The sequence below is a fragment of the Fulvivirga sedimenti genome, assembly GCF_020328055.1.
The window spans coordinates 1,169,362-1,193,785 of the sequence record NZ_JAIXNE010000001.1; the positions used below are offsets into that span (position 1 = coordinate 1,169,362).

The window sequence follows — 24,424 nt, forward strand, 5'->3', positions numbered from 1 at the left end:
TTTTATTTATTCAGCTCTGCCAAAATAATTTCAATGGCCTTGTCAAGCTGCGGCTGATTTCCTTTAAGGCGATCCTTGAAATTTTCCTCCACGCGTATATCCGGACTAACCCCTTCCTTTTCTATATCCTTCCCATCAAGCGTATAACAGCCCCATGAAGGAAGCCTGTAAAATGACCCATCAACAAGACCTTTGCCAGAAGTAAAGATGATCCAGCGATAGGTTTCGGTGCCGACGATCGTCCCAAGACCCAGGGCCTTGAATCCGGCAGCTGTCATTTCGGCATCCGACAACGACTGTTCATTGATCAGCAGGACGATGGGTTTGTCGGCCGGGTGAAAGTTGGGCTGGGAGGTTTTCTTGCCTTCCCGGTACTTCCACTCGAGGTATTTCTTCCTGCTCAGAAAATTCAAAACATCGTCATGAACGTTACCTCCGGTATTATAGCGAAGATCCAGGATCAGTCCGTCGCGATAGGCACCTTCGCGTACCATGTCTTCCACAAAACGGTTATACTCTCCTCTTCCCATATTCTTCATGTGCACATAGGCGATGCGTTTGCCGCCCTTTTCATCTACATAAGCCTGGTTCGTATTTTGCCATTCATCATACAAGAGGCCGTTCAGTAAAGAAGCCGATACAGGATGCAATTTCTGTGTCACCTGCCTGCCTCCACGGTCAAGTGTAAGGGTTATTTCATCCATTTGGGAAGGGAGATAGAAGTAAGACTCCCGGTTCATAGTCTCATCGATGGCGCGCCCATTCACTGCCACAAGTTTGTCGCCCGGCTGTATATCTACGCCATCCATGTCTGCCGGTCCGTCAGTTGCAATATGCTCAACCACATAAGGCTGATCATTCCGGAAAAGAAGACCAGCGGAGGTTGACTGAAATTCAAAATATGTATCCTCTTCTTTCCCGAATGAATTGAATCCAAAATGGGACGTATTCAACTCACCCAGCATATCATTGAAGATGAGCCTCAGCTCTGCACGGCTATTGATATAGGGAATGTATTTGGCATAGGTATCACGAAGTGCGGCCCAGTCCTCTCCGTGAAATGTCTCATCATAGAAGTTTTCTTCCATTCCCGCCCAGGCCTCATAATACATCTGTACAAATTCATCCTTCAGGTTTTTGCGGAAAGTAAAGTCGATTTCAATTTTATCCAATTTACCATCTGCGGGTTTGAACGTATGAATATCTCCTCCGGAAAGCAGGTAATAATTTCCATCCGCCACGTGAATTTCAAACCCAAACATTGGTCCGGATTCGATCTTTTCAGTCTTATTGGATTCAAATGGTTCCATGGTGGTTTTCCAAAGGCTCGTTTTCCCCTCATCATGATTAGATAAGTACAGAACAATAAGCTTATCCTTATCCTGTATAACAAATGGGGAACGCTGTTGTCCAAACCCCGGGCTTATCGCTTCCATCCGTTCCATGATCTTAGTCCTGTCGATCTCAACAGAAACCTTCTTCTCCTCCGACTTTTTCTCTTCCTCCTTGTCCTTTTTATCCTTCTTGTTTTTGCCGTTATCTTCTTCCACTTTCTTTTCTTCCTCTTTGAAAAGCTCCTCCAGTTCATCTGATTTGAAAGGATCTGTGAACTTCTTCAGCGGTATTTTAAAAATTCTGGCGTTCTGCGTTCCATAGGGATAGCCCGGATTCATCGGGTCTGAACTTATGAAAATATATTTTCCATCAGGAGACCAAACCGGATTATCCTCAGATACCCTTGTCATTGTGAGGTTGAAGGTTTCACCTGAATTCAGATCATGAATAAATACATCCGTTTCGAAATCCCGAAAGGCATTAAATGCCACATAACGGTCATCCGGGGAGAATTGGGGCGGGGCATTTCTGAAGCCCCAGAGTTCATCATTGGCAATGGTTTTCGAAGTAAAAGAGGCCAGGTCCATTACACGTACTTCATTGCGGCCGCTGATATAGGCTGCTTTCGTGCGGTCGCTGTTCATCGACAGGGACCGGTTGGTCTGATCATCGTTTGTATGTTTCGACATTTCACCCTTACCATCGGCACGAAGGGTATACCAGTTGTAGTAACCACCGTCACTCATTGAAAAGAGTATCGTCATATTATCCTTCAACCAGTAAACCTCACCAACTGCCTCTGCCGACGGGGTCTCCATCGCCTTGACAAATTTTCCCTTCACATCGGAAATGAACATTCTTCCACGCGAGACGAATACAAGTTTCTTGTTATCAGGAGCAACATCGAATGCGGTAATGTTGGAGCTTACCTTGAACTCCTGGGGTTTTTCCAGCAATGCGTTTTTGAAAATCCGGATTACCGGCGTAGTGGTTTGGCCCGAAGCCACATCATATACCTGGATCTGGTAATCCCGTCTGAATACGATCTTACCACCGTTTGCATTGACCTTTGGCCAGTAAAGGGAAGATGTAAAATTCGTGAGCGCCTGTTTTGTTCCATTGTTGAACGTGTACAGGTTGTATTCGCCATTGGCCTCATCCGACATAAAGTAAATATTCCCGTTCCTGTCGATCGTTACTCCGAAATCCTTGCCGTTGTACGAAGTATATTCCTTGTATTCTTCGGTCGTAGGATTATATGATTTGATATCAGGGTTGTAGTCGCCCTTATATCTTTTCCGATGAGCAAATATCTTGCTTTCCCAGCTTTCATTAAAGAACAGTTCGCCGCTGCTGGGATGTTCTGCCAGGTTGTGCGTTGTATTGAAATAGTTTTCGAATAACCGTTCGGGGGTTCCACCGGAGGCACTGATACGAAAACCAGAAAATCTTCCAATCCGGTTGGACGTGAAATAAATTGATTTGCTGTCCCAGCTCCAGCTGTCGACATCATCATTGGCATCATGATAGGTAAGCTGACGAAGCTCCCCACCTTCCAGGGGCATCACAAAAATATCCTTATTACCATTCTGGGTGCTGCTGAATGCCAGCCATTTGCCATCAGGAGATACGGCAGGACGGGTTTCCTCGCCATCCATGGCGGTAAGACGTACCGCTTCTCCCCCGTTAACAGCAACTTTCCAGAGATCACTTTCATATGAAAATATGATCGTACTACCATCAGGGGTCAGGGTCGGATCCAGGGTGAAATAAAGTGGTGACTGCTGTGCATGCAGTGCTGGAGAAAACAGGATTACAATGAGAGATAGGAGCGAGATTTTAAATAAATTCTTCATACATGCATGGGTAAATTGACAGATCATCTAATTTATTGGAATTAAGATTCTTATCCATCCCCGAAATAAGGTATAATTCCCCGCTGATGTAAAAAATTTGATTTGAAAAGTTATCGCTTTTAGTAAATTCGGGGAAATATGGCAACCCTCAAATTTGTAAGCACCACCTACACAGTACTGCATCTGATTCTGCTCGTACTGCTCCTGGTCGTCCTGATCTGGCGTCTCAGGTCCTGGGCAAATCGAGATCGCAGGATAAAATCAAGGAACACCGATCAGCTATACTGGATCCGTGGAATGAAATTCTTTCTGATTCTGGCGCTATTTCTTTGCGCGATCGCACTCCCGGTGAATCTGTTCATCGTGTCGCCCTTTGCATCGTTGGTCCCGTCATGGGTTCTGCTGGCCATTTCATTAACGGTCTTACTGCTCGCGATTACAGAAGTTTTATTATTCAGCAGCTATTCTAAGAAATTACTGAATTCAAAATCACAACGGTTTCTGCTGATGCTGAGTACCATTCTGGTAGGTCTGCCCGGACTGGTATTACTCAGCAACATTCCGGCCGTGTATTCCTACCCGGAGAAACACAGGAGCCTCATCGTAGACATGCCCGTTAAAGGAACGTGGTCGGCCGGTCATGCCGGAGGTACGACTACCGTGAATTACCACTGTGCCTACGCCAGTCAGAAATATGCCATGGACATCGTAAAGGTGGATGAAGGGGGTCGTTTCTTCAGCGGCGACGGAACGCAGATCGAAGACTTCTTCACCCTGGGAGAACCAATTTATGCACCTGTTTCGGGAACGGTTGTGCAGGTTCAGGACAGCCTGCCAAATGAAGCTGTTTCTTTTGAACCCAACAATCCGTCTAATCCGGCAGGCAATCATGTGGTGATCCGAATGGAGGAAGGCGTTTATGTTTTCCTGGCCCATATGATGCCCGGATCCATTGTCGTGAAGGTTGGTGACCGCGTAAAGTCAGGGGATATGCTGGGAAAAGCCGGAAATTCCGGAAATACATCCTGGCCCCACCTGCATATGCATATTCAAAATTCAGGTGATCTCAACGCTCCCGGATCACAGGGCCTTCCCTATCGGTTTTCTACTATCAACCGTAAAAGGATCATGTTCTGGCACAAAGCCGAGGATGCCTACCTGGTACGTAACGACCTGTTTTCAGACGTTCAGTAATAGTCTTTGAAGCATACACCGTTGGTGTAAATTCCCCGATGCGCATTGGTATATACGATGAAAATTGAGGAAATTTCCATCCTGTTGAAACTATAAAATATGAATTCACTACTTCGCATACTGTTTCTTTTCTTCATCTCGCTCAACCTTGCAGCGCAACCATTCTCACCTGAAGAGGTTGCCGCATGGAAAAAACAGGCACAAAAGGTTACAATCATCCGTGACAACTGGGGCGTACCTCACATATACGGGAAGACCGATGCTGATGTCATTTTCGGACTGATGTATGCCCAATGCGAAGACGATTTTCAACGTATAGAATACAACTATATCCGCGGACTGGGAAGGCTGGCCGAGCTGGAAGGTGAAGGCCAGGTTTTTAATGACCTCTGGGCCAGGGCTTACGGCGATCCTTCGGTTCTGAAGGAAAAACTTTCCAAAATGGATCCGGCCATGAAGAAGATTATGCAGGCTTTTGCCGATGGCATGAATTATTTCCTGGCCACTCATCCCGAAGTGGAGCCTAGGCTGCTAACGCGTTTTGAACCCTGGTATCCGCTGGCTTACAGTGAGGGATCTTCAGAAGGAAATGTGAGCAACCAGACTGATATTTCGCGACGGGAGATCGCTGAATTTTTTGCTACACAAATACCTGAGCTATCCAACGAGCCCGAAGGAGAGTCGAAAGGATCCAACGGCATGGCACTGGGCCCGTCACGGACAAAGAGTGGAAAAGCCATGTTGCTCATTAATCCGCATGTGAGCGTTTATCACCGACTTGAAGCACACCTCAACAGCGAGGAAGGACTCGATGTGTATGGCGCGGTTAGCAAAGGCCAGTTCTTTGTTTATCATGGATTCAACAATTACTGCGGATGGATGCATACCTCCAGCGGAACCGATACACACGATGCATTCCTGATGAAGGTGAAGGAAGAGAAGGGTAAAAAATACTATTCATACGGGGATAAATGGAGAGAGATTGAAACCAAATCTATCACCGTACCTTACAAGAACCGGGATGGACAGCTGAATAAGCGAACGTTTCAGGTAGACTACACGCATTACGGTCCGATCGTTACCAAACGCGATGAATATTATGTCGCCATCACGCCGCTGCACATGCCGGAAAAAGAACTGGAGCAGGAGTTCATGACAATGAAGGCAGACGGCCTGGAAGGATTCAAAAAAGTAATGAGCATTCGTTCCAATGCAACTAACAATACCGTTTATGCCGATGTGGATGGGAACATCGCATATTGGAATGGCAATTTCGTACCACGCAGAAATCCGGAGGCTAACTACCGCAAGCCGGTACTCAGCACGCCGGAAAATGACTGGAAAGGATTGCACGAGCTGGATGAAATCATCCAGGTAATCAATCCGGTAAACGGATGGATCCAGAACTGTAACTCCACCCCCTACCTGGCATCGGGAGAATACAGTCCGAAAAAAGGTGATTACCCGGCCTACATGACAGGGCATCATCAAAATCCACGGGCAGCAAATGCTATGCGACTCCTGGATGCGGCGAAGGATTTTACCGCCGATGATTTTCGACAGCTCGCTTACGACAATTATCTTCAGCTTTTTGATATTGTGCTACCACCGTTATTTGCCGCATATGATGGCCTTGAGAGCGGCGATGACAGAAAGGAATCTCTTTCCGGACCAGTCTCGATGTTGAGAAACTGGGACCGCCGTGCCACCATCGAAGCAGAAGCGGTATTGCTGGGTGAAGCCTTCGCCCGTCGTATGTCAGGTATGTCGGGCAAGTATATCCCTGCCGATACAGTTATGGATATGAACCTGGAGTCGTTTCCACAAGTGATCGTTGCCAGGGACAGGCTTAGTGCTGATGAGGTGCTCGAGGCACTGCGCGGATCCGTTGAGTATATGAATGAAACTTTCGGCTCATACAACGTGCCATTGGGCGATGTATTACGGTTTCAGCGGATCAGTGATCACCCGACCTTCTACGACGATGCAAAGCCTTCGATTCCCTCACGGTTTTTATCGGGCTTTCTCGGATCTATTCCGGCAGCGTTTTATAACCGGCAGGAAGATTCAAACAAAGAATACTATGCCGGTGGAAACAGTTTCATAGCGGTCATTGAATTCGGGGAAACGGTGAAAGCGCGAACAATCATTGGCGGCGGACAAAGTGCGGATCCGGACTCGCCGCATTACAATGACCAGTCGGAAATGTTTATGAAGGGCGAACTTAAGGAAGTGAATTTCACCCGGGAGGAAGTCGAGGCCAACGCCGAAAAAACATATCATCCCGGGGAGAAATGATCCGGAGAAACTGGTGATCATTTCATCAGATTCTATAAATTTTAAGATTAACTTATTACCCCATGACCTCCCGACGAACCTTCATCCGAAAAGCGGCAGCCGGATCGATCCTGGCTCCTTTCCTTACCGTCCATGAGTCCCGGGCGAACGACATTTCATTCCTTGCGACCGACAGAACCGACGACGATTACTGGAAAGCCGTACGTTCCCAGTTTTCCCTGAAAAAGGATCAGACCTATTTCAATAACGGGACGATGGGCCCTGTACCGGATTATACCACAAACCGGATGATCGACGAGATGCGTTACAATGCCATCCATGGTGCCGAAACGGATTATAAGGGTGAAGGTCCACAACTGCTCTCCGGTTATTTTCCTGAAGAGGAACTGCGCAAAAAAGTTGGGGCGCTCATCAATGCTGATTTTAAGGAGATTACACTGGTGCAGAATGCTACTTTCGGAATGAATTATGTAGCGCACGGACTGGAATTAAATGAAGGGGATGAATTATTGAACACAGACCAGGAGCATGGAGGCGGGTTTGCAGCCTGGCAGCTACTTGCCAAACGTAAGGGCTGCGTCTACAAACAGGCAAAAATGCCGGTTCCGGCAAATGACCCGCAGGAAATTTTTGACGCGATTTTCAAAGAGGTTACACCTAAAACAAAAGTCATTGCGATACCGCATATTGTTTCGGTTTATGGGGTGGTAATGCCTGTGAAAGCCATTTGTACAGAAGCCAGAAAGCGGGGGATTTTCACGATTCTCGACGGGGCACAAACCGTAGGCCAGATCAAGGTTGATGTGAAGGATATCGGCTGCGATGCCTATTATTCAAGCCTGCATAAATGGCTGCTGGCTCCGGGCGGAAACGGGTTGCTATACATCAGTGCCGACCGGCAGCCGGAAATATGGACTACGGTGGCAAGCTATAACTGGGACCTTCAGGATGATCACGGATTTCGCCTTATGCAAACGGGCACGGGTAATACAGCACTGTACGTCGGCCTGAATGCAGCCATCGATTTTTATCACACCATCGGGGAAGAACGGTGGCTGGGAAGGATCAAACAGCTGGGGGATTACCTCCGGGCAGGACTTGGTGAAATTGACAAGGTCACCATCTATTCCTCCACCCATCCCGGTATGTGTGCCGGTATTACCACCTATGCCGTTGAGGGGCTCACCGGGCCGGAATTACAGAAGAAACTATGGGAAGCAGAGCGTCTGCAACCCCGATCGGTAGGCCGTGAATACCTACGGCACTCCGTGCACATTTACAATAACGAAGATGAGATCGACCGGACGATCAGGGTAATTAAAACGCTCTAATTGAGGTTTTCCACGGGTTCCACCAAAGTTCCTGACAGGTAATACAGGTTTACTTCAGACACCTTGGTCTGAATACGAAGCTGTATCACATTGAACCGTGCACTTAACAGGTTCAGCTGTGCTTCGCGCAATTGCAGGCCTGTGATTTCCCCGGTGGTGAAGGCTTCCTGACTCCGCTGATAGTTCGCTTCTGCAAGCTCCAGGTTCCGGATCGTCAGAGCAAGAAGTTCTTTGTTGGTCTCGAAATTATTGAAATTGGTAAGCAAATCCGTTTTGAGCTGATTTTCAGTTTTCTCGATCATCACCTGGCTGGTTTCAGTACGTATTTTCGCATTCCTTTCCGCTCTTCGCGTATTACCCCCATTGAAAATATTATAGCTCAGGGTTAATCCGGTCGTCCATCCATTATTTCGGGAGGTTGTGATAAAACTGGCTTCGTTGTCGGATTTGCTGTAGATATAACCCCCTGAAAAATCCAGTGTAGGAAAGTAATTTGCCCGTGCAATCTTCACATCCAGTTCACTTAGATCCATATTGGCTCGTGAGATCAGATAATTGGAATTCTGCATGAGGGCCTCATCCAGCATCAAACCCAAATCAAGGTTTTCGTTGTACGAGATCTCATCGGCCACATAGAGTACGGAATCGGGCGATATACCCATCACATTATTCAGATTCTTCAGTGAATTCTCGAAGCGCAGCCGGGCATCGATCAGACTGGTGCTGTCGTTACGGAGATCCACTTCAGCATTCAGGAATTCCACTTTCGAAAAAGCTCCGAAAGCGTAGTTCTCTTTTGCCCGTTGATATCGATCAAGGGAAATGATTACAGATTCTTCCCTCAAATTTAATTCCGCCAGGCGCGCAACGGAAGTCAGATACTGATCCATTACATTGAGTATAGTTAATTCCATGCTCGCGCGCAGCTGAAGCTGGCCGATATAATTAAGATTCTCCAGCTGACGCAATGTATTCAACCGTGACCCTCCGCTGTAGAGGTTATAACGGACAATTGCAGTACCCGCCAGTGCTTTCGTAACTGCACCGGAAGCCTCGATCGGCGGTTGTTCCGGATTTGCAAAGGTTAGTTTAGCGTCGTTGGAAGAATAGTCATAGCCGCCATTCAGATCAACTCTCGGCAGGAGTCCCGCATTGCCGACCACATTATTGTTTTGAGCAATTTGGAGATCATTCCTGGCAATCTGGATATCAAAATTATTTTCCAGCGCGATATTGATGGCCTCCTCCAGCGAAAGAACGCGGGCTAATGAATCAGGATCCTGGGCGTTGAGACGGGCCAGACTGATCAGGGAAATCAGGAGGATTAATTTAAATACTTTCATACTCTTCTTCTTTAAGCTGGCGTATTACCGCCTTTTCAACAGATTCATGGGTGGGCTTTTCACCTGTTACCAGCCAGCCTATCCATACTTTCGCCCTGTTAAAGGTTGAAAGGAAAACGGGCAGGATCAGGATGAGCAGGAAGGAACCCACTAATAATCCATACGCAATTGTGATGGCCATCGGAACAAGGAATTGAGCCTGAAAACTCCTTTCCAGGATCAGTGGCGCCAATCCGGCTGCCGTCGTGATAGTTGTCAGGAAAATGGGGCGGAACCTTGAAAGTGCCGTCTCCATCAGCGCATCGTCATACTTCTTTCCTTCCCTGAGGTAGCTGTTAAAGGCGCCGACGAATACAAGTCCGTCGTTCACGATTACCCCTATGAGTGCGATGAATCCCAGGAATGAAAGGAGACTCATGGGCAGGCCGTGTATATAATGCCCCCAGCCGGCACCGATCAGACCAAAAGGCACGATCAGAAGCAGCGCCACAGACTGACTTACCGATCGGAATGTAAGAATCAGCAATGCTGCCATAAGCACCAGGATGATCGGACCTACCTTAGCCACTGATGCAGCCAGTTTTGCCGTCTCCCGTTGCTGTCCGTCGAGGGCAATGGAAAGGTCGGGATATCGCTCTGAGATCACCGGAATAACATCCGCGGAAATTTTGTTGATCATTTCAGTTGAAGAAACATCGAACGATGAAACCTCACCCTGCATGGTGATCTGCTGCTTGCCATCCAGGTGACTGATCGCGATCAATCCGTTTACTGGTGTGAGGGTGGCAATTTCACGAATCGGAACCAGTGCACCGGTTGACGTACGGATACGCATATCCATCAGGGATTCCACATTCTGCCGGTTTTTGATGTCGTAACGCACCCATACCTTTACCTCATCATCACCCCGTTGTAAGCGCTGCGCTTCAAAACCAAAAAATCCATATCTGATTTTCTGGATCACTTCCTGCGTACTAAATCCAAGAGCACGGCCGGCCTCATTAAGGGTCACCTTGATTTCAGGCTGATCTGCCTGATCATTGGTCACCAGGTCTTTTACCAGCCCGGTCTTCAGGGCTTCCTGTTTAAAATCTTCTACAGCCAGTCGTAACCTGGAAAAATCACTTCCGGAGAAGGAGATATTTAACGGTTTTCCGAATGGCGTTGCTGTTTCAAAGCTTAACTGCGTGGCATTGGGTATGGGGCCCACAGCATTCCGCAAATCGGCAGCAATCTGAAAACTTCTCAGATCACGGTCTTCGGAAGAAACCAGGTAACATGTCACCAGGCCTTTGTTACTCCCGGGACCAACCGACCATTCGATGTCGGTGATGATTTCGGCACCAAATTCCTCCTCATATCTGCTCCCCAGTTCCTTCACCGCAGATTCAATCTGCCGTATCGTATTCTCGGTAGTACTTTCGGAAGTACCCGAAGGGTATTCCAGCGTTACCTGAACCTTATTCTGTTCAATGTTGGGGAAAAATGTTGTTTTGATAATGCCTCCCCTGATGGCGCCGATAGTAACTATCAATCCGGCAACGACCAGCATAAAAGCAAAAACCTTATACCGTAGTACAAAAATCAGAATAGGCTTGAACACATAATCGCGAAATTTGATGAGCAGATTTTCAACCTTCACCTTCAGCTTGTTCGGATGCGATTCACCGGTGAGATCCTTTATGTGTGCAAGGTGTGCCGGAAGAAACAAGAGTACTTCAACCAGTGAAAAACCAAGCGCAAAGATGACCACAGCAGCGACATCTGAAAAGAACTCACCAAGCTGTCCGTCGATAAAATAGAAGAAAGAAAACGCCAGGCATGTGGTGGCAATAGCCGAGCTGATGGCCGGAATTACTTCCAGCGTACCGTCCAGTACCGCTCTGAATTTGGTCTTTCCTTTTTCATATTGCTGGAAAATATTTTCCCCAACCACAATACCATCATCCACCAGGATACCCACCACCAGGATCATTCCGAAGAGTGAAAGCACGTTGATGGTGATGCCGGTGAGGTTCAGGAATATGAACATTCCAAGGAAGGAGATCGGAATACCGATGGCCACCCAGAATGCCAGGCGGATTCGCAGGAACATCGCAAGCAATACAAAAACCAGGAATGCTCCCAGAACGCCATTCTCCGTAAGCAGACTGATGCGTTCCTGCAATACCACTGTTCCGTCCTCAATGAGGTGGGCCTTTACAACTGTATTCTGTTGATTGAATGTATCGATATACCCTACAACACTGGCCGCTGCATCCAGAATATTTTCCTCATTCAATGTACTTATGGTGATGATGATAGCACGCTCACCGTTGTAGTATGCCATGTTGGTGTCCTCCGACCAGTCTTCGCTTATGGTGGCCACATCGCTCAGGCGCACAACACTCCCGTCATCGAGGGTCTTCACCACAATGTCTCCCAGCTGATCAGCATAATATTCCCGTTGGTCTGCACGAATGATCACCTCAGTGTCTGATTTAATGCGTCCTCCGGTTGTTTTAATATTCTCGCTCTGAATTGCCCTTGCGACATCTTCGAAGGCCAGTCCGAAAGCCCGTAACTTTGCTTCGGTGAGCGCAATTTCTATCTCCTCACTGGTAAATCCGGATAAGGAAATTTTGGACAGGTTGGGAAACGTTCGGAGATTGTCCTCAAAATTCTCAGCACTCTCTTTTAACGTGCGCAGCGGAACGTCGCCTGTAATGGCGACGCGGGCGGTGGGATTCTGACTTTCCAGTACATATACCACGAGCTGTTCCATATCCGCCGGGAAATTCGAGATCTGATCGACGGCGTTCTTCACATCCTGTAAAACAAGGTCGGCATTCTGACCGTAATCAAGCTCCACAGTGATACGGGCTGTATTTTCCTGCGAGGTAGAGGTTACACGGTCGATTCCGGAAACTCCTTTGAGATTATCCTCGATCTTGAGGGTGATTCCCTCTTCCACCTCGCGGGGCGAGGCACCGGGATAGATGGCTTCGATGATGATGAAGCGTTCCGGTGCCTTCGGAAAAAATGAAGAATTCATGTTGCTAAGGCCTAAAATCCCTAACAATACCACGATGGCAATAAACAGGTTGACGAGCAGCTCGTTCTTTATAAAGAATTTGATAAAGTCTTTCATTTCAGAAGATTAAATGGCTTCAACAGATGTACCCTCGAATGCGCCGTTTTTCTTATCGACAATAATCTCAGCCCCATCCGGCAAACCGCCCGCGATAAATTGATTTGAGCCCCTGGAGAGCACTTCCACAGGAGTCTTCACAGCCTTCCCATCCTGCACAACAAAGACATATGCACCATCCACCAGTGCGCTCACAGGAAGAACAGTAGCACTGGGGAATGTACCGGTAGTCAGGTTGCCTTCAAGGTAAACGCCACTTTTAAGTGCGGGGTCCTTCAGAGAAAAATAGACCTTTATGAGCTGGGTTTCCGCATCCACCTTTTCGTTGATCCGAACGAGCTTACCGACATAGGAGAATGCACCGTTCACTTCGTTAAAGGAAATTTCATCACCGATCTTCATACCGGCGAGACGATCGAACGTTACTGATGCCTCCAGTTCATAGTTCCCCTCCCGGATGAATTCGCCAAGCTGCTGACCAGTTCGCACCAGTGACGCCTGGTTGATATAGCTTTCTGTAATAGTACCATCGAAGGGTGCACGGATCACGTATTTCGCAAGCCGGGTTTCAGATTCCAGGAGGTTGTAGTAGGTGGAATAGATGTTCCGACCCGTAAGGAAAAATTTCAACTGCTCATCCTGCACCTCCGGAAGTTTCTGAAGGGATTTGTTGACATCCATATTTTTCAGGTAATCCCTCCAGGCAGGATAGTCTTCAGGAAAGTCGATCTTGAGGTCGGCCAGCACGGTGGCGATGAGGCTCATGAACTGACTTTTTGCGGAAGCCATTGACCTGCTGAATTCCTCCGCATCAATTTTCAATAGTACCTCACCTTTGCGGAACCGGTTTCCGGCTTTAAAGGGTCTTGCTCCGTAGGTGGAAACACCGGATACTTCGGCATAGAGATCGAGCTTGTCGGCTGCTACAACGCGTCCGGTGATGGGCACGGTGGCAATCTGTTCGGAATTTTCGATCTTGCGCGTATGGACGACCACTTTGTCGCCGCGTTCCTCCTCTTTTGGAGCTTCCTGTGGGGTATTGGCCAATCTGCCGGCAATGAATATTGCGGCCACTACGATGAGGACACCCAGGATACCGATTATTAGTTTTCTGTTTTTCATTTCTTACTGATGCTTGATATAAAACGCCTGATGGCGTCTGTGTATAGTTTATGAAGTTCGTCTTCGTCAGCCGGAAAATGCCGGGACATTTTTGTAGATGTATTCAGCAGGTGATTCGTAAAGAATGTATAACCTTTTATCAGGCAAATCATGTTGAATATATAATCCATTCGTTTTTCAGGCTGACCGCTGATCTCATCGACCAGCTTATCAACCATCTGCATGATGCTGACCATTGACTTGGCCAACTCGATTTTCTGCCAATCCGGATTTTCAGCATCGAACATCATATGATGCAGTGTAGGATTGCGCACAGCAAACCAAAACCGCACTTCGGCGATTGCGAGGAATTTTTCTTCCGGACTTCCCTTACCCTCTACTTCGCTGAATGTTTCCTCTTTAAGACGCGTAAATCCTTCATGGACCAGGTGGAAATAAAGGTCATCCTTATTCCTGAAGTGCTCATAAACGATAGGCGCCGTGTAGTCGATCCTGCCGGCGATCTTCCGAATCGTTACCCCGTTCCATCCCTCCTTACGAGCAATTTCGAGCGCCGCCTTCTTGATGGCTTCCTTTGTGCGTTCCTTTCGGATGGTTCGCTTATCAGGAGTTTTCGTCTTCGTCATATACTATTTTCTAACAGAATTAGATTTTCTAACAATGTTAGATTTCTTAACGCAGATAAAAAATATTTGTTCAGAAAGTTTTAAAAAATTAATCTGGCAAAAGAAATCCCTCTCAGAACCCGGGTGGATTTCTGACGGTAGGTACAGTTGCAATGTTTACGACCTGCTCAGCGAAAAATATAGTCCTGTGCAGAGTCACCGGCGTGCGGATCATCATAATCATCCGCGGGAAAAGCTTCTTCCACTTCTTTTTTCAGCAGCCAACCTTTTTCGTCAAACTTCAGGTGATAGATATGTTCGTCCTTGGCTACATCGATGCTGTAGCGGACGTGTTCACCAATTCTTCGTACCGACTGAACCTTGAACAAAAAGTCTTCCCTGAAATGCCGATGAATGTATTCATTGATCTTCGGGGGCAATTTGTTACCAGCAGAAGTCATTGTTTAGTTGGTTTTACTACAAAATACAGAATTGAATAACCCTGTACTATGATAACGGTCAGGATGAAAAATTAATTTCATCCATGCCGGCTACGTCAAGCAATTTCTGTATTCTTCCGGTCAAGTATTGGATTGTCAACGATACCATCATTTTTCAGGGTCATTTCAGCTGGTTCAAAATTGGCCATCTGATACCGGATGATGTCCATCCAGTCCCGGACATATTCCACTTCAAAAATGAATTCCTTAGTCTTCACAATTAAGCTGAATCCTTTTTTGAATAAATGCTCAAAATGATAAACACGGACAGCAGAAATATCTTTCAGACTTAATTGCACATATTCATGATCAAGTCCCCGGAAGCTCAGATGATCTGTGGTCAGAATCAGCCGACCAAGGCTATATACTCCATTCTCATAATGACAAGCTTCGGTCTCAATTATAATTTCATCTCCTTCTTTTTCTTCTGTACTCAACCCGATGTGTTGATTGACGTTCCGGGAATCTTTCGATGTAAACAGCGTCATCAGCAGGAAGGAAATGAATCCAGCCAATAGAGCAATAACAACATCTGCAGGTTTAAATCCATCCAATATGACCGTAAGAATCAGGTATACAACTGGTATCCCCAGGCTGATGATCGTTCGGAGTTGTAAGAAATTAAGCTTCATAAGGATTTCATGATTTAAAGTCACCGATCATCACCGAATAATTAGCTTGAAGGTCTGGCTTACAGATTCATTGACCCATAGTGTACACAGTATCATACCACGAGGCACCTTAGACAAATTCAGCAGGGTGCTATGAGATCCTTCATGAAGGTCACTTTGATCTATAGTTTCATAAACTCTGCCCTGCAGATCGGAAATAATGATTTTTACATTGGATGTATTTTCGAGGTAGTAAACGAGTTTCGCCTGACCATTGGTGACGGGATTTGGTTGAACGGAGAAAACATATTCACCCTTGATGTCAGTTTTTAAACCATTATCAGACGTTTCGCCTTCAGCTGCATCGGGATCATCAATTACCTGAACAAAGGATTCATTGAGCACATAGCCATTCTCTTTTCCATCATCCGCCGCAAAAACTAACTGCGCGGTCCCGATTTCCCGGGGTATCAGGCTTATATACCTGCTGCCCAATGCCATATCCAATATTTGTGGTGTATAGTTTCCTGCATAAATCTGAAGGTCATCACCATCCGGATCGTAAAACAGTTCGAATGGATCAATAGTAAGACTTCCATCTCCAGCCAGATTCAGCTGAAACTCAGAAAACTCTTCATTGAAAACTGGTGGACGGTTTTTATCGATCACATTTATGATGACCGCATCATAAACCTCATTTCCCTTATCATCCATGATCACTACCGGGATGACATATTCTCCAGCGTCTTCATAGCCTGTACTGATTGTAAGCTGGGCAGAAATGTCACCGGTTTGCTGCAACGTTATTTCAGGAGTATTAGCAGCAATATCCCCCAGCTTCAGGGTCATTACATCATTTTCCGGATCACTGAACAAATAGTTTAATGTTCGTTTCTCTGTCTCTTGAATTTCAATCTGCTCTTCATACATATTGGGATAGAACTCAAAGCGCGGCGCTCCATTCACATTGATGGTAACACTAAATTGGTCAGATGACCGGTTTACGTCATTTGATTTCACCAGCAACTTTGCTGAATGTACACCACTACCCGCTTTTAAAGGATCGATGAGTGCATTAACAATAGCAGATCTTCCGGGTAAAAGATCTCCGTTGAACGCATCAAGTTCTAACCATTGGTTTTCACCCGCAGCCGTTAGAGGACGTATCTTCCAGACCCATTTTTCACTTTGTTCACTGCTGGGGTACCAATAGTAGGAATCATTGCCCGTGTAAACTCCTGAAAATGTATATTTTAATTTCTCTTCGTCTGTAGAAACATCATAGCCCATATATTTAGATGAAACCGGCTGAGCCACAGCAATGAAGAATTTCTTTCCGGCAGGAATTACAAAGGGTTCCTTCAATGGGAAATAAATCCATTCTTCATCAACCACACGATCAATAACAAATTTTTCATCATATACCAGCTGGCCCTCTTCCGGCAGATCACCGTCAACATATATGCTGATCCGGACATACTCATTTATTTTGTCCAGGTAATTATACGTCTTAATATGAGTGATATAAAAGCCATTTTCAGGTGCAACATAGCTATTTGCAAACGAAAGATTCGGACCAACAACCCAGGGTGTAAACACTGCATCAGCTTTTTCATTCCAATCGCGGGCAAGAGAGTCGATGGTTATTGGACTACTTCCGCTAAAGTGACCAATTTCATCAATAATTCGAAGTGAGTCTGACTCTTCGTTATCCGGGACTACTGCCGGTACAAGTTGATAGCGGAGCCGTGATAAACCTTCATTTTGGATCGAAAACGAAAAAGACTGGGTTTCGGTCTCCAACAAATCAAATACCTGATCAGACGCATCCCAGTTAAAAACAGGGGACGGTACAATATCTGCTTTCAGATGTACACTTTGATTGCCAAAATTACCTGCCAGCAAGATGCTTCCCTGTAAATCGGATTGTTGAGGTACGGGCAGACTAACAGTGATTTTTACCTGTTCCCATGGATTGATCCGAATTGGATTCAGCAGGTTGCCACTACCGTTTCGAATGATCCTGTTTCCATCCTGGTCAAGGAACTCAACTCCGCCAAGGTTGTCACTTTTCAAATTCTCCAGCAGTAAAATATCATGTCCGCTGTTCGAAAGAACCATTTCCTGGCTGATTTTCAATCCATCCCGAAATACAACTTCTTCCCACGCCAGAGTATCAGGTCTAGTAAGTACGGGCGATCCGATGACATGCAGTTCAACAGGTACAATCAGATCCTCCTGTACTTTACTGTTGGTACGCAGTACCAGGGAATCCCGGTAAACCCCCGGAACAAATATGTTTTCAGCAGAAATGACCAGGTTAAGATCAAGAGTTTCTGCCACATCCAGTGTACCCTTCAGGGGGGGAATCAGGGAATAAGTTGTCTCATCTGTAAATGGTGCATATGAAACGATAATCGCGAGGGGATCTTCCACGACTTCCGATTCGTCCGGACTTTCCAGACCATATTTAACAAGACCACCCCAGTCATCAACACGCTTGTAATGAAAATATATAAAGCCCTCATCTGTAATTTCCAGCTGAAAGGTGACATCTCCACCTGATATATTTGAATTCCTTCCCTTGTAATTCTCCCACTGCAGATATATCCGATCCTCAAACTTTTCGATAAAAAGACCTCCGTTATCACTTGGGGGCACAATATCCGACCAGAAAGGTGCGATCATACCGCGCACTCCGTCATTCATTTCAAAAGATGCATTTTCAGGATCAGCAAGGGGCTCTATGACAGTTACATACCCTTTATTGGAAACCCAAATGGTATTATAACTATCCCCGTAATACGGGAAACTGAATGGCAAATCAATCTTGTAATGAGTTCCATCCGGCGGTGTGACAACTTCTCCGACAATCCGGATATCATTCCACTTGTAATCGGCGCCTAATTTTTCAGATACATGAGTGGTGTATCCATAAATGCCCTCGAAATCAGGTGACTTATTACTTCCGAGCGCAAGACCGGAAGGAGTTGAATCCGCCGCCACAAACCTGCTGTTCTCAAATTTGTAATCGAGAGCAACAAGCGGGTTGGTGTTTTCCAGGTTAAATGGAATGCGGACTTTACTGCCACCAGTTACCTCAACCTGAATATTGTCAGGAATTGTATGAGCATAGGAAGGATCGGGACTTACGTTTCCTTTTAGTGCAACCTGGGAACTTGAATTATCGCTAAAAGCGAAAGAAGCTGCTAAATCAAATTCACCCGTCCTTTCTGGTTGGAAATTAATGGGGAACATGTATGTTGACTTCGCTTCGATGGTTTGGGGCAATTCTACTCCCTCCATAAATGCAGGATCTGCAACGCTGAATGACTGTATTTCAATTTTGTCAAGACCCTCATTGGTAAATTGGACATACCCTGTCACTTCTTGTCCGACATTAATCGTCTCGAAATTAACAGAATCGGAGTTGGACAAATCGGGATTTCCTGAAATATGTACTGTTACCGGCAGACTGTGAATACCTGAAAATGAATTGGTCTTGATTTGCACTTCATTTATATATGTTCCAGCAACAACTCCAAAGAAGTCAGGATCAACTTGCAAAATTACAGACTCCTCTCCTCCTGGCAGCAGTGATCCTGAAGCAGGTGTGGCATCCCCCAGCATATTTATAATCTGTGAGGGTTCAAAACGAATAACCTTACCATTGTACATTGGTTTTCCTGGCTCCCCAAATTCGCGGTATGCGTATTTATCCGGGAATTCCACACCTTCAATCCATACCGAATAATCCATATCGGAAATCAGGTCAACATTGGAATACCGAAACTCAATACTCCCATCCCTGTAAAGGACAACCTGGTATTCGACCTCACCGATAGGGAGATTGCCGGTCCTTATTTCACAGAGGAAATTTATAATTGTTCTGTCCCCGAATCCATAATAGGTTATTTCCTTATTGCTAACAGCATAACCTTGCAGGCGAAGGGGAACAATCAGAGAATTCCCGTAGGCATACAGATTACCAAAGTTTGCCAATTCAATGGCCTCAATGGACTGGTCGAAGTAAGGCAATTTTAATTCAAGTGGGATGAAGTCTGAAGCTTGGCGTCCGTATGCGGATATATCGTTCCACATACCGACAGGCGGACCATCCGGATTTTCAGAATCCGTGATCGTATACGAGAATTTTTCCGGGAGAATGCCTGCATTTTTAGTTGCTGTACTGTATGCATTCAGATCGTAGTTCAATACAGCTCCTGAACTGGTATTTCTGAGGATAAGTTTGAGTTCAGCCGTTGTTCCTTCAGTTAGATTGAACACTGATTCATTTGCGGTAATCATCAATAAAGGCTCCTCAACAGACATAATCTGAATGGATGCCGGCAGTAGTCCTATATTTGTTTGAAGAATAAACTCAGGATTAAATGTGCCTTCCGAAGACGGGGTGTAGAGGAATGGAACGGTTCCTGTGTCCCCTGCCCCAATGAGAATTGTATCAGAGAAATTTTTGACCAGAACGGGATCTGACGAGTTAATGCCATAAATCTCAAGTGATCCAAGGCCTTTATTTTCAACGGAAAATTCCAGTTCATTCGTCCTGTTTACATATGCCTCCAATTGAACTCTTTCGGTAAGATCAGGTTCAGGATGATGTCCTGTAATCTGCACCTTCACCTCAATATTCATAATGGGCTTATGGATGTCATTCGTACGAATTCCAAGCGAGGCGAGGTGTGGCCCGTTGGTCAGATTATTGGCATCGATGATCACATCCACCTCAGCGGACTCAGCTGCGCTTAGTGTACCACTGGCAGGGTCCAGGAATACATAGGATCCGTCATTTCCGGTACTCATGGCACTCACCATAGGTATCACAGGCCTGAACAAGAGCGCAGAAGCATCCTGATAATTTCGGCCATTGTCCCGCGATATGATGAATTTCCCCCAGTAATCCTCAAACCCTAATTGCATGGCCTGCGGCTGACTGTTTTCCTTGGGATAATGGAGTACGACCCAAAATGATTCGCCGTCTTCAAACCACTGTGGGCGGTAAATCGGTATTCTGTAATACTTAAGTTGTTTAACGGTGTCAGGATAATATTCATGAAAGTAAACCGACTCTGACTCTTCAAAATTATTTCTTCCTCCTTTCCTGATCTCAACCAAAATCGGTTTATCATTCACATCGGGATACATCACTGCCTCCACGTGGGTCACGTTTATTCCATAGTCCCTCGGTAAATCGAAACGGGTGGCGACAATGAATCCGGAATTGGGGTTGCCGCTACCCGCTAATATGGCAGGATCAGTGCCATTGTCGTGCGTCATGCCCGCCACAAATTCGGTCACATCATTCTTCCAGTAACTATTGGGAGTTGAGTGATCTGTGATCCCAAGTGATTCAATGTATACAAAAGTATCCGCGGCTCCTGAGCTGAGTGATGTGGAATCCTCTGTTTGAGGCTGATCGATTGTAATAACATTATTTATGGTACTACTTTCTGAAAAATTCACGTATTGCTCATTGAATACGGTTGATTCCCATGAAAGTCTGCCTTCACCGATATTTGAAAATGATAGTGACTGTGTTGCGACAGCGGATTCGGTAACGTCAATCATGACTTCAACCGTACGGGTTGAACTCATAAAGTTTGGCTCACTAGCAGTAGTAACCATCAGGACATTGGAAATGTCTGAAAGGTTCTCAAACTGATCAGCAGATTTGATGGCAAACCAGTAACTCTTTTCTTTACGCAGACCGTTTATTTTAAGAGAGTACGTTTGGCCCGCGGTAACCGTATTGGGAAACGTATAAATCGCTTCGCCATTGAATGACGTACTGGTTATTACGTTTTCACTGATGGCAAGGAAGTAATCCGATGGTTCATTTCCATCAGGATCTTCGGGTACGGTCCAGTTTAGCTGTACCTGATTATGGAAAATATCGGTTGCGGAGAGGTCACTGATGGCGTTCGGAGGAATTCGGTTGTCATCGAGCATGGCTCTCTGCGCATTAACGTATCCCCTGCCGTACAGTTCATATCCCTCTTGTCCAAAGGGCAGGGAGCTACTCAAAATGATCCTTCTGAGGTCATCAGCAGTAAAACCGAATCCGCCAAACTGCGAAACCACCAAAGCGGCAACCCCGCTTACATGCGGACAGGCCATAGATGTGCCCTCAAGATATCCATACGCATTGCCTGGCAGGGTACTCAGAACACCACCTTCATCTCCAAATGATTGCATATCTCCCCCGGGCCCCGCAATATCGGTCCAGGGACCATAGGTTGAATAATTGGTGGGTAGCCCTGTCGGTCCTACAGAAGTAACGGCAATCACATTATCAAAAGCACCTGGATAACGGGTCGACTGTGTCCCGGTGTTACCGCTGGCAAAAAACAGAATTCCGCCTTTCATTGGGCTTCCGGGAAATTGCCCTGCTTCTTCTATAAAATACGCAATGGCATCAATGATCTCAGGCTCATAATAATCCGGAATGTTATATCCCCATGAATTTTGCGAGATAACGGCACCATTGTCAGCACTGTATACAATGGCCTCCGCAAAATTTCCTGCATCACCATTGCTGTCAAAAACCTGGCAAGACATCAAACGAATTCCGTTTCCTGTTCCGTCTCCACCTGCTACACCTGAGAGACCAACACCATTGTTGGAGGTGGCACCCACGGTTCCGGCAACATGTGTTCCATGCGGGCCGGGGGTAATGGCTCCATCTGCAAGGAAATTATACCCGTAAATATCATCCACATAGCCGTTCTTATCATCATCCACACCTGGAAGGCCATTCAGTTCCGCCTCATTCTTCCACATATTGCCCTTCAAATCCTCATGATTGAAGTCAACCCCCTGGTCAACAACAGCTACAATAACTTCGGCATTACCTGTATTCTTCTGCCAGGCGCTGAACAGATCGATATCAAACGCAGGTTGTCCGAGACTTCCATCATTTTCATAATGCCACTGTTCGGGTAGTAATGGATCATTAAAAAAAGCGGGTTCCAACACTGAAGAATTCGATTCTGCCCGTGTGTTTCCCCTGAATAACACAGGTTTTCTGTCTGCATCGATCCGGGCCTTTTTATATACCGGTTTCACTATCTCAATTTCCGGCAGCCCTTCGTATTTCTTCATCACCGTGTAAGGGTCTACAGCCGGATCAAATGTAAGTTCATACCAAAGATGCAGGTTATGTTTTCGGTGACGCTCCTCATATTTACTTGAAAACGGGAAAACACGTTTCATTCCTATCAGACCTATTTCGTTACTGATTTCATCACTTACCGCATCCACGGCTTCAATTCCAATATGTGGATCATTTTTCGTATCAGAGGAAACGCGCAGCTGACTTGTTTTGAAGAGTTCTTCTTTCAGTTTAACCCGAATTTTTCCTTTGACTATATCACTCTCCGGCGTCTGGCCCTGGGTGAATGCTGCAGAGAACAGCAGGAGACACAAAATGCCTAAATAAAGGGATAAATGCTTCTTGTAGAAAATTCTCATGTCAGGGATTGATTAAATTTTATCGCTTGATATTTAGTTTTGGGCCTCTCTTACATATCGCACGGAAAGTGCGTAATAGACTACCTGTGCCACGATTGGATCGACCTGGCCGCCAGATTGATTGATGGAATACACAATGCCATAGCCATTATTTTCATTCACCGATTGGGTCCAGAATAATCCCGACCGATCCTGTCCGCTGAAGACGTTTCGAAAAGCAGGATCCGCACCACTTGAAAATTCAAGTATTCCCGGATAGTTCAGTTCAAGACCACTGTCTCCACCTTCGACCAATTTTTCTTTTGCGTACAGAACGCCTCCCTGGGAAGTGATCAGCTGGCCAAATTCTTCTGCTGTTGGAAGTCGCCAACCTTCAGGTGCCTGATCGCGAGCGGCATAGAAACTATACAGTCTGCCATATTTCTTTCGGTCTGCCTCTGAATCGAGGGGATAACCATCATTGGTTACAGCCCGTTCTGCATACCCGTAATACCAGGATCCTTCACCCGGTTGAATGGCATTATTGTAATTCTCAGCCATCCATTCAAGCCCGTTTAATTCAACAAATCGATATGACTGTCCGTCCCGTTCATCGGTCCACATACCCCATTTTCCACGGAATCGCAGTTGTAGAGTGTCCGTAGCGGTGTATTCATCAATGGCAATCTGCCAGGCAAGTGTATAGATTGAGTCGGTCACTCCCTCAAATAATGCAGCCGGACTGGCAGCACTATGGAGTTTTCCGGTTTCACCGCTGATGATATTCCATTCACCGCTTGCCCCCGGTGGCAGGTATGCATCGAGCGTATGAAATTTGGAAAGTTTGTCGGTGTCTGTTTTGACGTCAAGCTGATCTTCGCCGGCATCAGCCCTTAATTCATCGGTGCTGAAGGCAAGATCAGTAAACTCTTTTTTACTTCCGTATGTAAGGGTCCAGCGTACCGTATATGGTTGCAATTCCTTACCTATGAAAAGAACCTCGTCTGTATCCGTGGTTTCAAGACGTGCGCCCTGTCCGTTAATTATCTCCCATTCTCCGGAAGCTCCAAACCGGGCAGGCTCCGCAAGCAGCAATGTTGAGATATTGTTATGAAGCGTGCCTGAGATTTTTGTTATAACAACCGGCTTAAGCGGTTTAAAGGACACGATAATGGTGGAATAGGCAGTATTGCCTCCGGAACTCAGTTCCCAGGCCAATTCATACTCTTCTCCGGGTTCTCCTCTGAAAAATGTTTTGGGGTCATCGATGGCATCGAAGCTTCCATTTTCTCCTGACAGGACCTTCCATATTCCCTTTTGTCCGGATGGTGCCGCCTGGGCATCCAGTCTTACGACATATCCGTCATTTTCAATATTAAGATAGTTTTGGCCAGCATCCGGGTTCAATTCAATGATCTGCTCTTCTTCTGAGCAAGAGGATGCCAATAAGATCAGGATAAACAGGACATAAAAATTGGTCAGTCCCCTTTTCCAGGTTAGAATAAGCAGATTAGAGATTATCATTCCGGAGATTATTTATGGCTGGTTTTTCCCATACCTACCGACAATTCCGTCAGTGTCGTTGTCGCCTAAGTCTGGATAATAAAAAATGATCCCGCGGTACCTGAGTCC

The 24,424-nt window shown here is 46.1% G+C and carries 12 protein-coding genes; 3 read left to right on the top strand and 9 right to left on the bottom strand.

The features are described 5' to 3' along the window. Positions 1-2 precede the first annotated feature (2 nt). Entirely contained in the window at positions 3-3,191 is a 3,189-nt protein-coding gene (locus LDX50_RS05475; RefSeq protein ID WP_225697400.1) for a S41 family peptidase, read from the bottom strand. A 138-nt stretch (positions 3,192-3,329) separates the two neighbouring features. On the opposite strand from LDX50_RS05475, the gene LDX50_RS05480 reads away from it, so the two are divergent. From LDX50_RS05480 to LDX50_RS05490, 3 genes are all read left to right on the top strand, one after another. After that, complete coding sequence (locus LDX50_RS05480; RefSeq protein WP_225697401.1) at positions 3,330-4,385, top strand: M23 family metallopeptidase; 1,056 nt, start codon at positions 3,330-3,332, stop codon at positions 4,383-4,385. A gap of 99 nt (positions 4,386-4,484) precedes the next feature. After that, positions 4,485-6,683, top strand: coding sequence for a penicillin acylase family protein (locus LDX50_RS05485; RefSeq protein ID WP_225697402.1), 2,199 nt, complete (start codon positions 4,485-4,487; stop codon positions 6,681-6,683). A gap of 62 nt (positions 6,684-6,745) precedes the next feature. Further along, positions 6,746-8,014, top strand: a complete 1,269-nt coding sequence (locus LDX50_RS05490) for an aminotransferase class V-fold PLP-dependent enzyme (protein ID WP_225697403.1) — start codon at positions 6,746-6,748, stop codon at positions 8,012-8,014. Here the strand turns inward: LDX50_RS05490 and LDX50_RS05495 are convergent. The 8 genes from LDX50_RS05495 to LDX50_RS05530 all read right to left on the bottom strand — a co-directional run bounded on the left by LDX50_RS05495 (position 8,011) and on the right by LDX50_RS05530 (position 24,316). Beyond that, positions 8,011-9,357, bottom strand: coding sequence for a TolC family protein (locus tag LDX50_RS05495; RefSeq protein WP_225697404.1), 1,347 nt, complete (start codon positions 9,355-9,357; stop codon positions 8,011-8,013). The two genes, LDX50_RS05490 and LDX50_RS05495, sit on opposite strands and share 4 nt — an antisense overlap. Continuing rightward, positions 9,344-12,487: an efflux RND transporter permease subunit gene (locus LDX50_RS05500; protein ID WP_225697405.1), complete on the bottom strand. Its 3,144-nt coding sequence runs from the start codon at positions 12,485-12,487 to the stop codon at positions 9,344-9,346. Before LDX50_RS05500 ends, LDX50_RS05495 begins: the two co-directional genes overlap by 14 nt. 9 nt (positions 12,488-12,496) lie before the next feature. Next, complete coding sequence (locus tag LDX50_RS05505) at positions 12,497-13,609, bottom strand: efflux RND transporter periplasmic adaptor subunit (protein WP_225697406.1); 1,113 nt, start codon at positions 13,607-13,609, stop codon at positions 12,497-12,499. Next, positions 13,606-14,235: a TetR/AcrR family transcriptional regulator gene (locus LDX50_RS05510; RefSeq protein WP_225697407.1), complete on the bottom strand. Its 630-nt coding sequence runs from the start codon at positions 14,233-14,235 to the stop codon at positions 13,606-13,608. The genes LDX50_RS05505 and LDX50_RS05510 overlap by 4 nt, the downstream gene beginning before the upstream one ends. A 167-nt stretch (positions 14,236-14,402) precedes the next feature. Next, complete coding sequence (locus LDX50_RS05515) at positions 14,403-14,675, bottom strand: hypothetical protein (RefSeq protein ID WP_225697408.1); 273 nt, start codon at positions 14,673-14,675, stop codon at positions 14,403-14,405. 95 nt (positions 14,676-14,770) lie between these two features. Continuing rightward, on the bottom strand, positions 14,771-15,346 hold the full coding sequence (locus LDX50_RS05520) for a GRAM domain-containing protein (protein WP_225697409.1): 576 nt from the start codon (positions 15,344-15,346) through the stop codon (positions 14,771-14,773). Positions 15,347-15,376: 30 nt separating this feature from the next. Further along, entirely contained in the window at positions 15,377-22,813 is a 7,437-nt protein-coding gene (locus tag LDX50_RS05525) for a S8 family serine peptidase (RefSeq protein WP_225697410.1), read from the bottom strand. Between the two features lie 33 nt (positions 22,814-22,846). Beyond that, positions 22,847-24,316: an FISUMP domain-containing protein gene (locus LDX50_RS05530; RefSeq protein ID WP_225697411.1), complete on the bottom strand. Its 1,470-nt coding sequence runs from the start codon at positions 24,314-24,316 to the stop codon at positions 22,847-22,849. Positions 24,317-24,424: the final 108 nt, after the last annotated feature.

Coding starts and splice junctions, on each gene's coding strand:
- LDX50_RS05475 (WP_225697400.1), bottom strand. CDS start 3,191: ATGAAGAATTTATTTAAAATCTCGCTCCTATCTCTCATTGTAATCCTG.
- LDX50_RS05480 (WP_225697401.1), top strand. CDS start 3,330: ATGGCAACCCTCAAATTTGTAAGCACCACCTACACAGTACTGCATCTG.
- LDX50_RS05485 (WP_225697402.1), top strand. CDS start 4,485: ATGAATTCACTACTTCGCATACTGTTTCTTTTCTTCATCTCGCTCAAC.
- LDX50_RS05490 (WP_225697403.1), top strand. CDS start 6,746: ATGACCTCCCGACGAACCTTCATCCGAAAAGCGGCAGCCGGATCGATC.
- LDX50_RS05495 (WP_225697404.1), bottom strand. CDS start 9,357: ATGAAAGTATTTAAATTAATCCTCCTGATTTCCCTGATCAGTCTGGCC.
- LDX50_RS05500 (WP_225697405.1), bottom strand. CDS start 12,487: ATGAAAGACTTTATCAAATTCTTTATAAAGAACGAGCTGCTCGTCAAC.
- LDX50_RS05505 (WP_225697406.1), bottom strand. CDS start 13,609: ATGAAAAACAGAAAACTAATAATCGGTATCCTGGGTGTCCTCATCGTA.
- LDX50_RS05510 (WP_225697407.1), bottom strand. CDS start 14,235: ATGACGAAGACGAAAACTCCTGATAAGCGAACCATCCGAAAGGAACGC.
- LDX50_RS05515 (WP_225697408.1), bottom strand. CDS start 14,675: ATGACTTCTGCTGGTAACAAATTGCCCCCGAAGATCAATGAATACATT.
- LDX50_RS05520 (WP_225697409.1), bottom strand. CDS start 15,346: ATGAAGCTTAATTTCTTACAACTCCGAACGATCATCAGCCTGGGGATA.
- LDX50_RS05525 (WP_225697410.1), bottom strand. CDS start 22,813: ATGAGAATTTTCTACAAGAAGCATTTATCCCTTTATTTAGGCATTTTG.
- LDX50_RS05530 (WP_225697411.1), bottom strand. CDS start 24,316: ATGATAATCTCTAATCTGCTTATTCTAACCTGGAAAAGGGGACTGACC.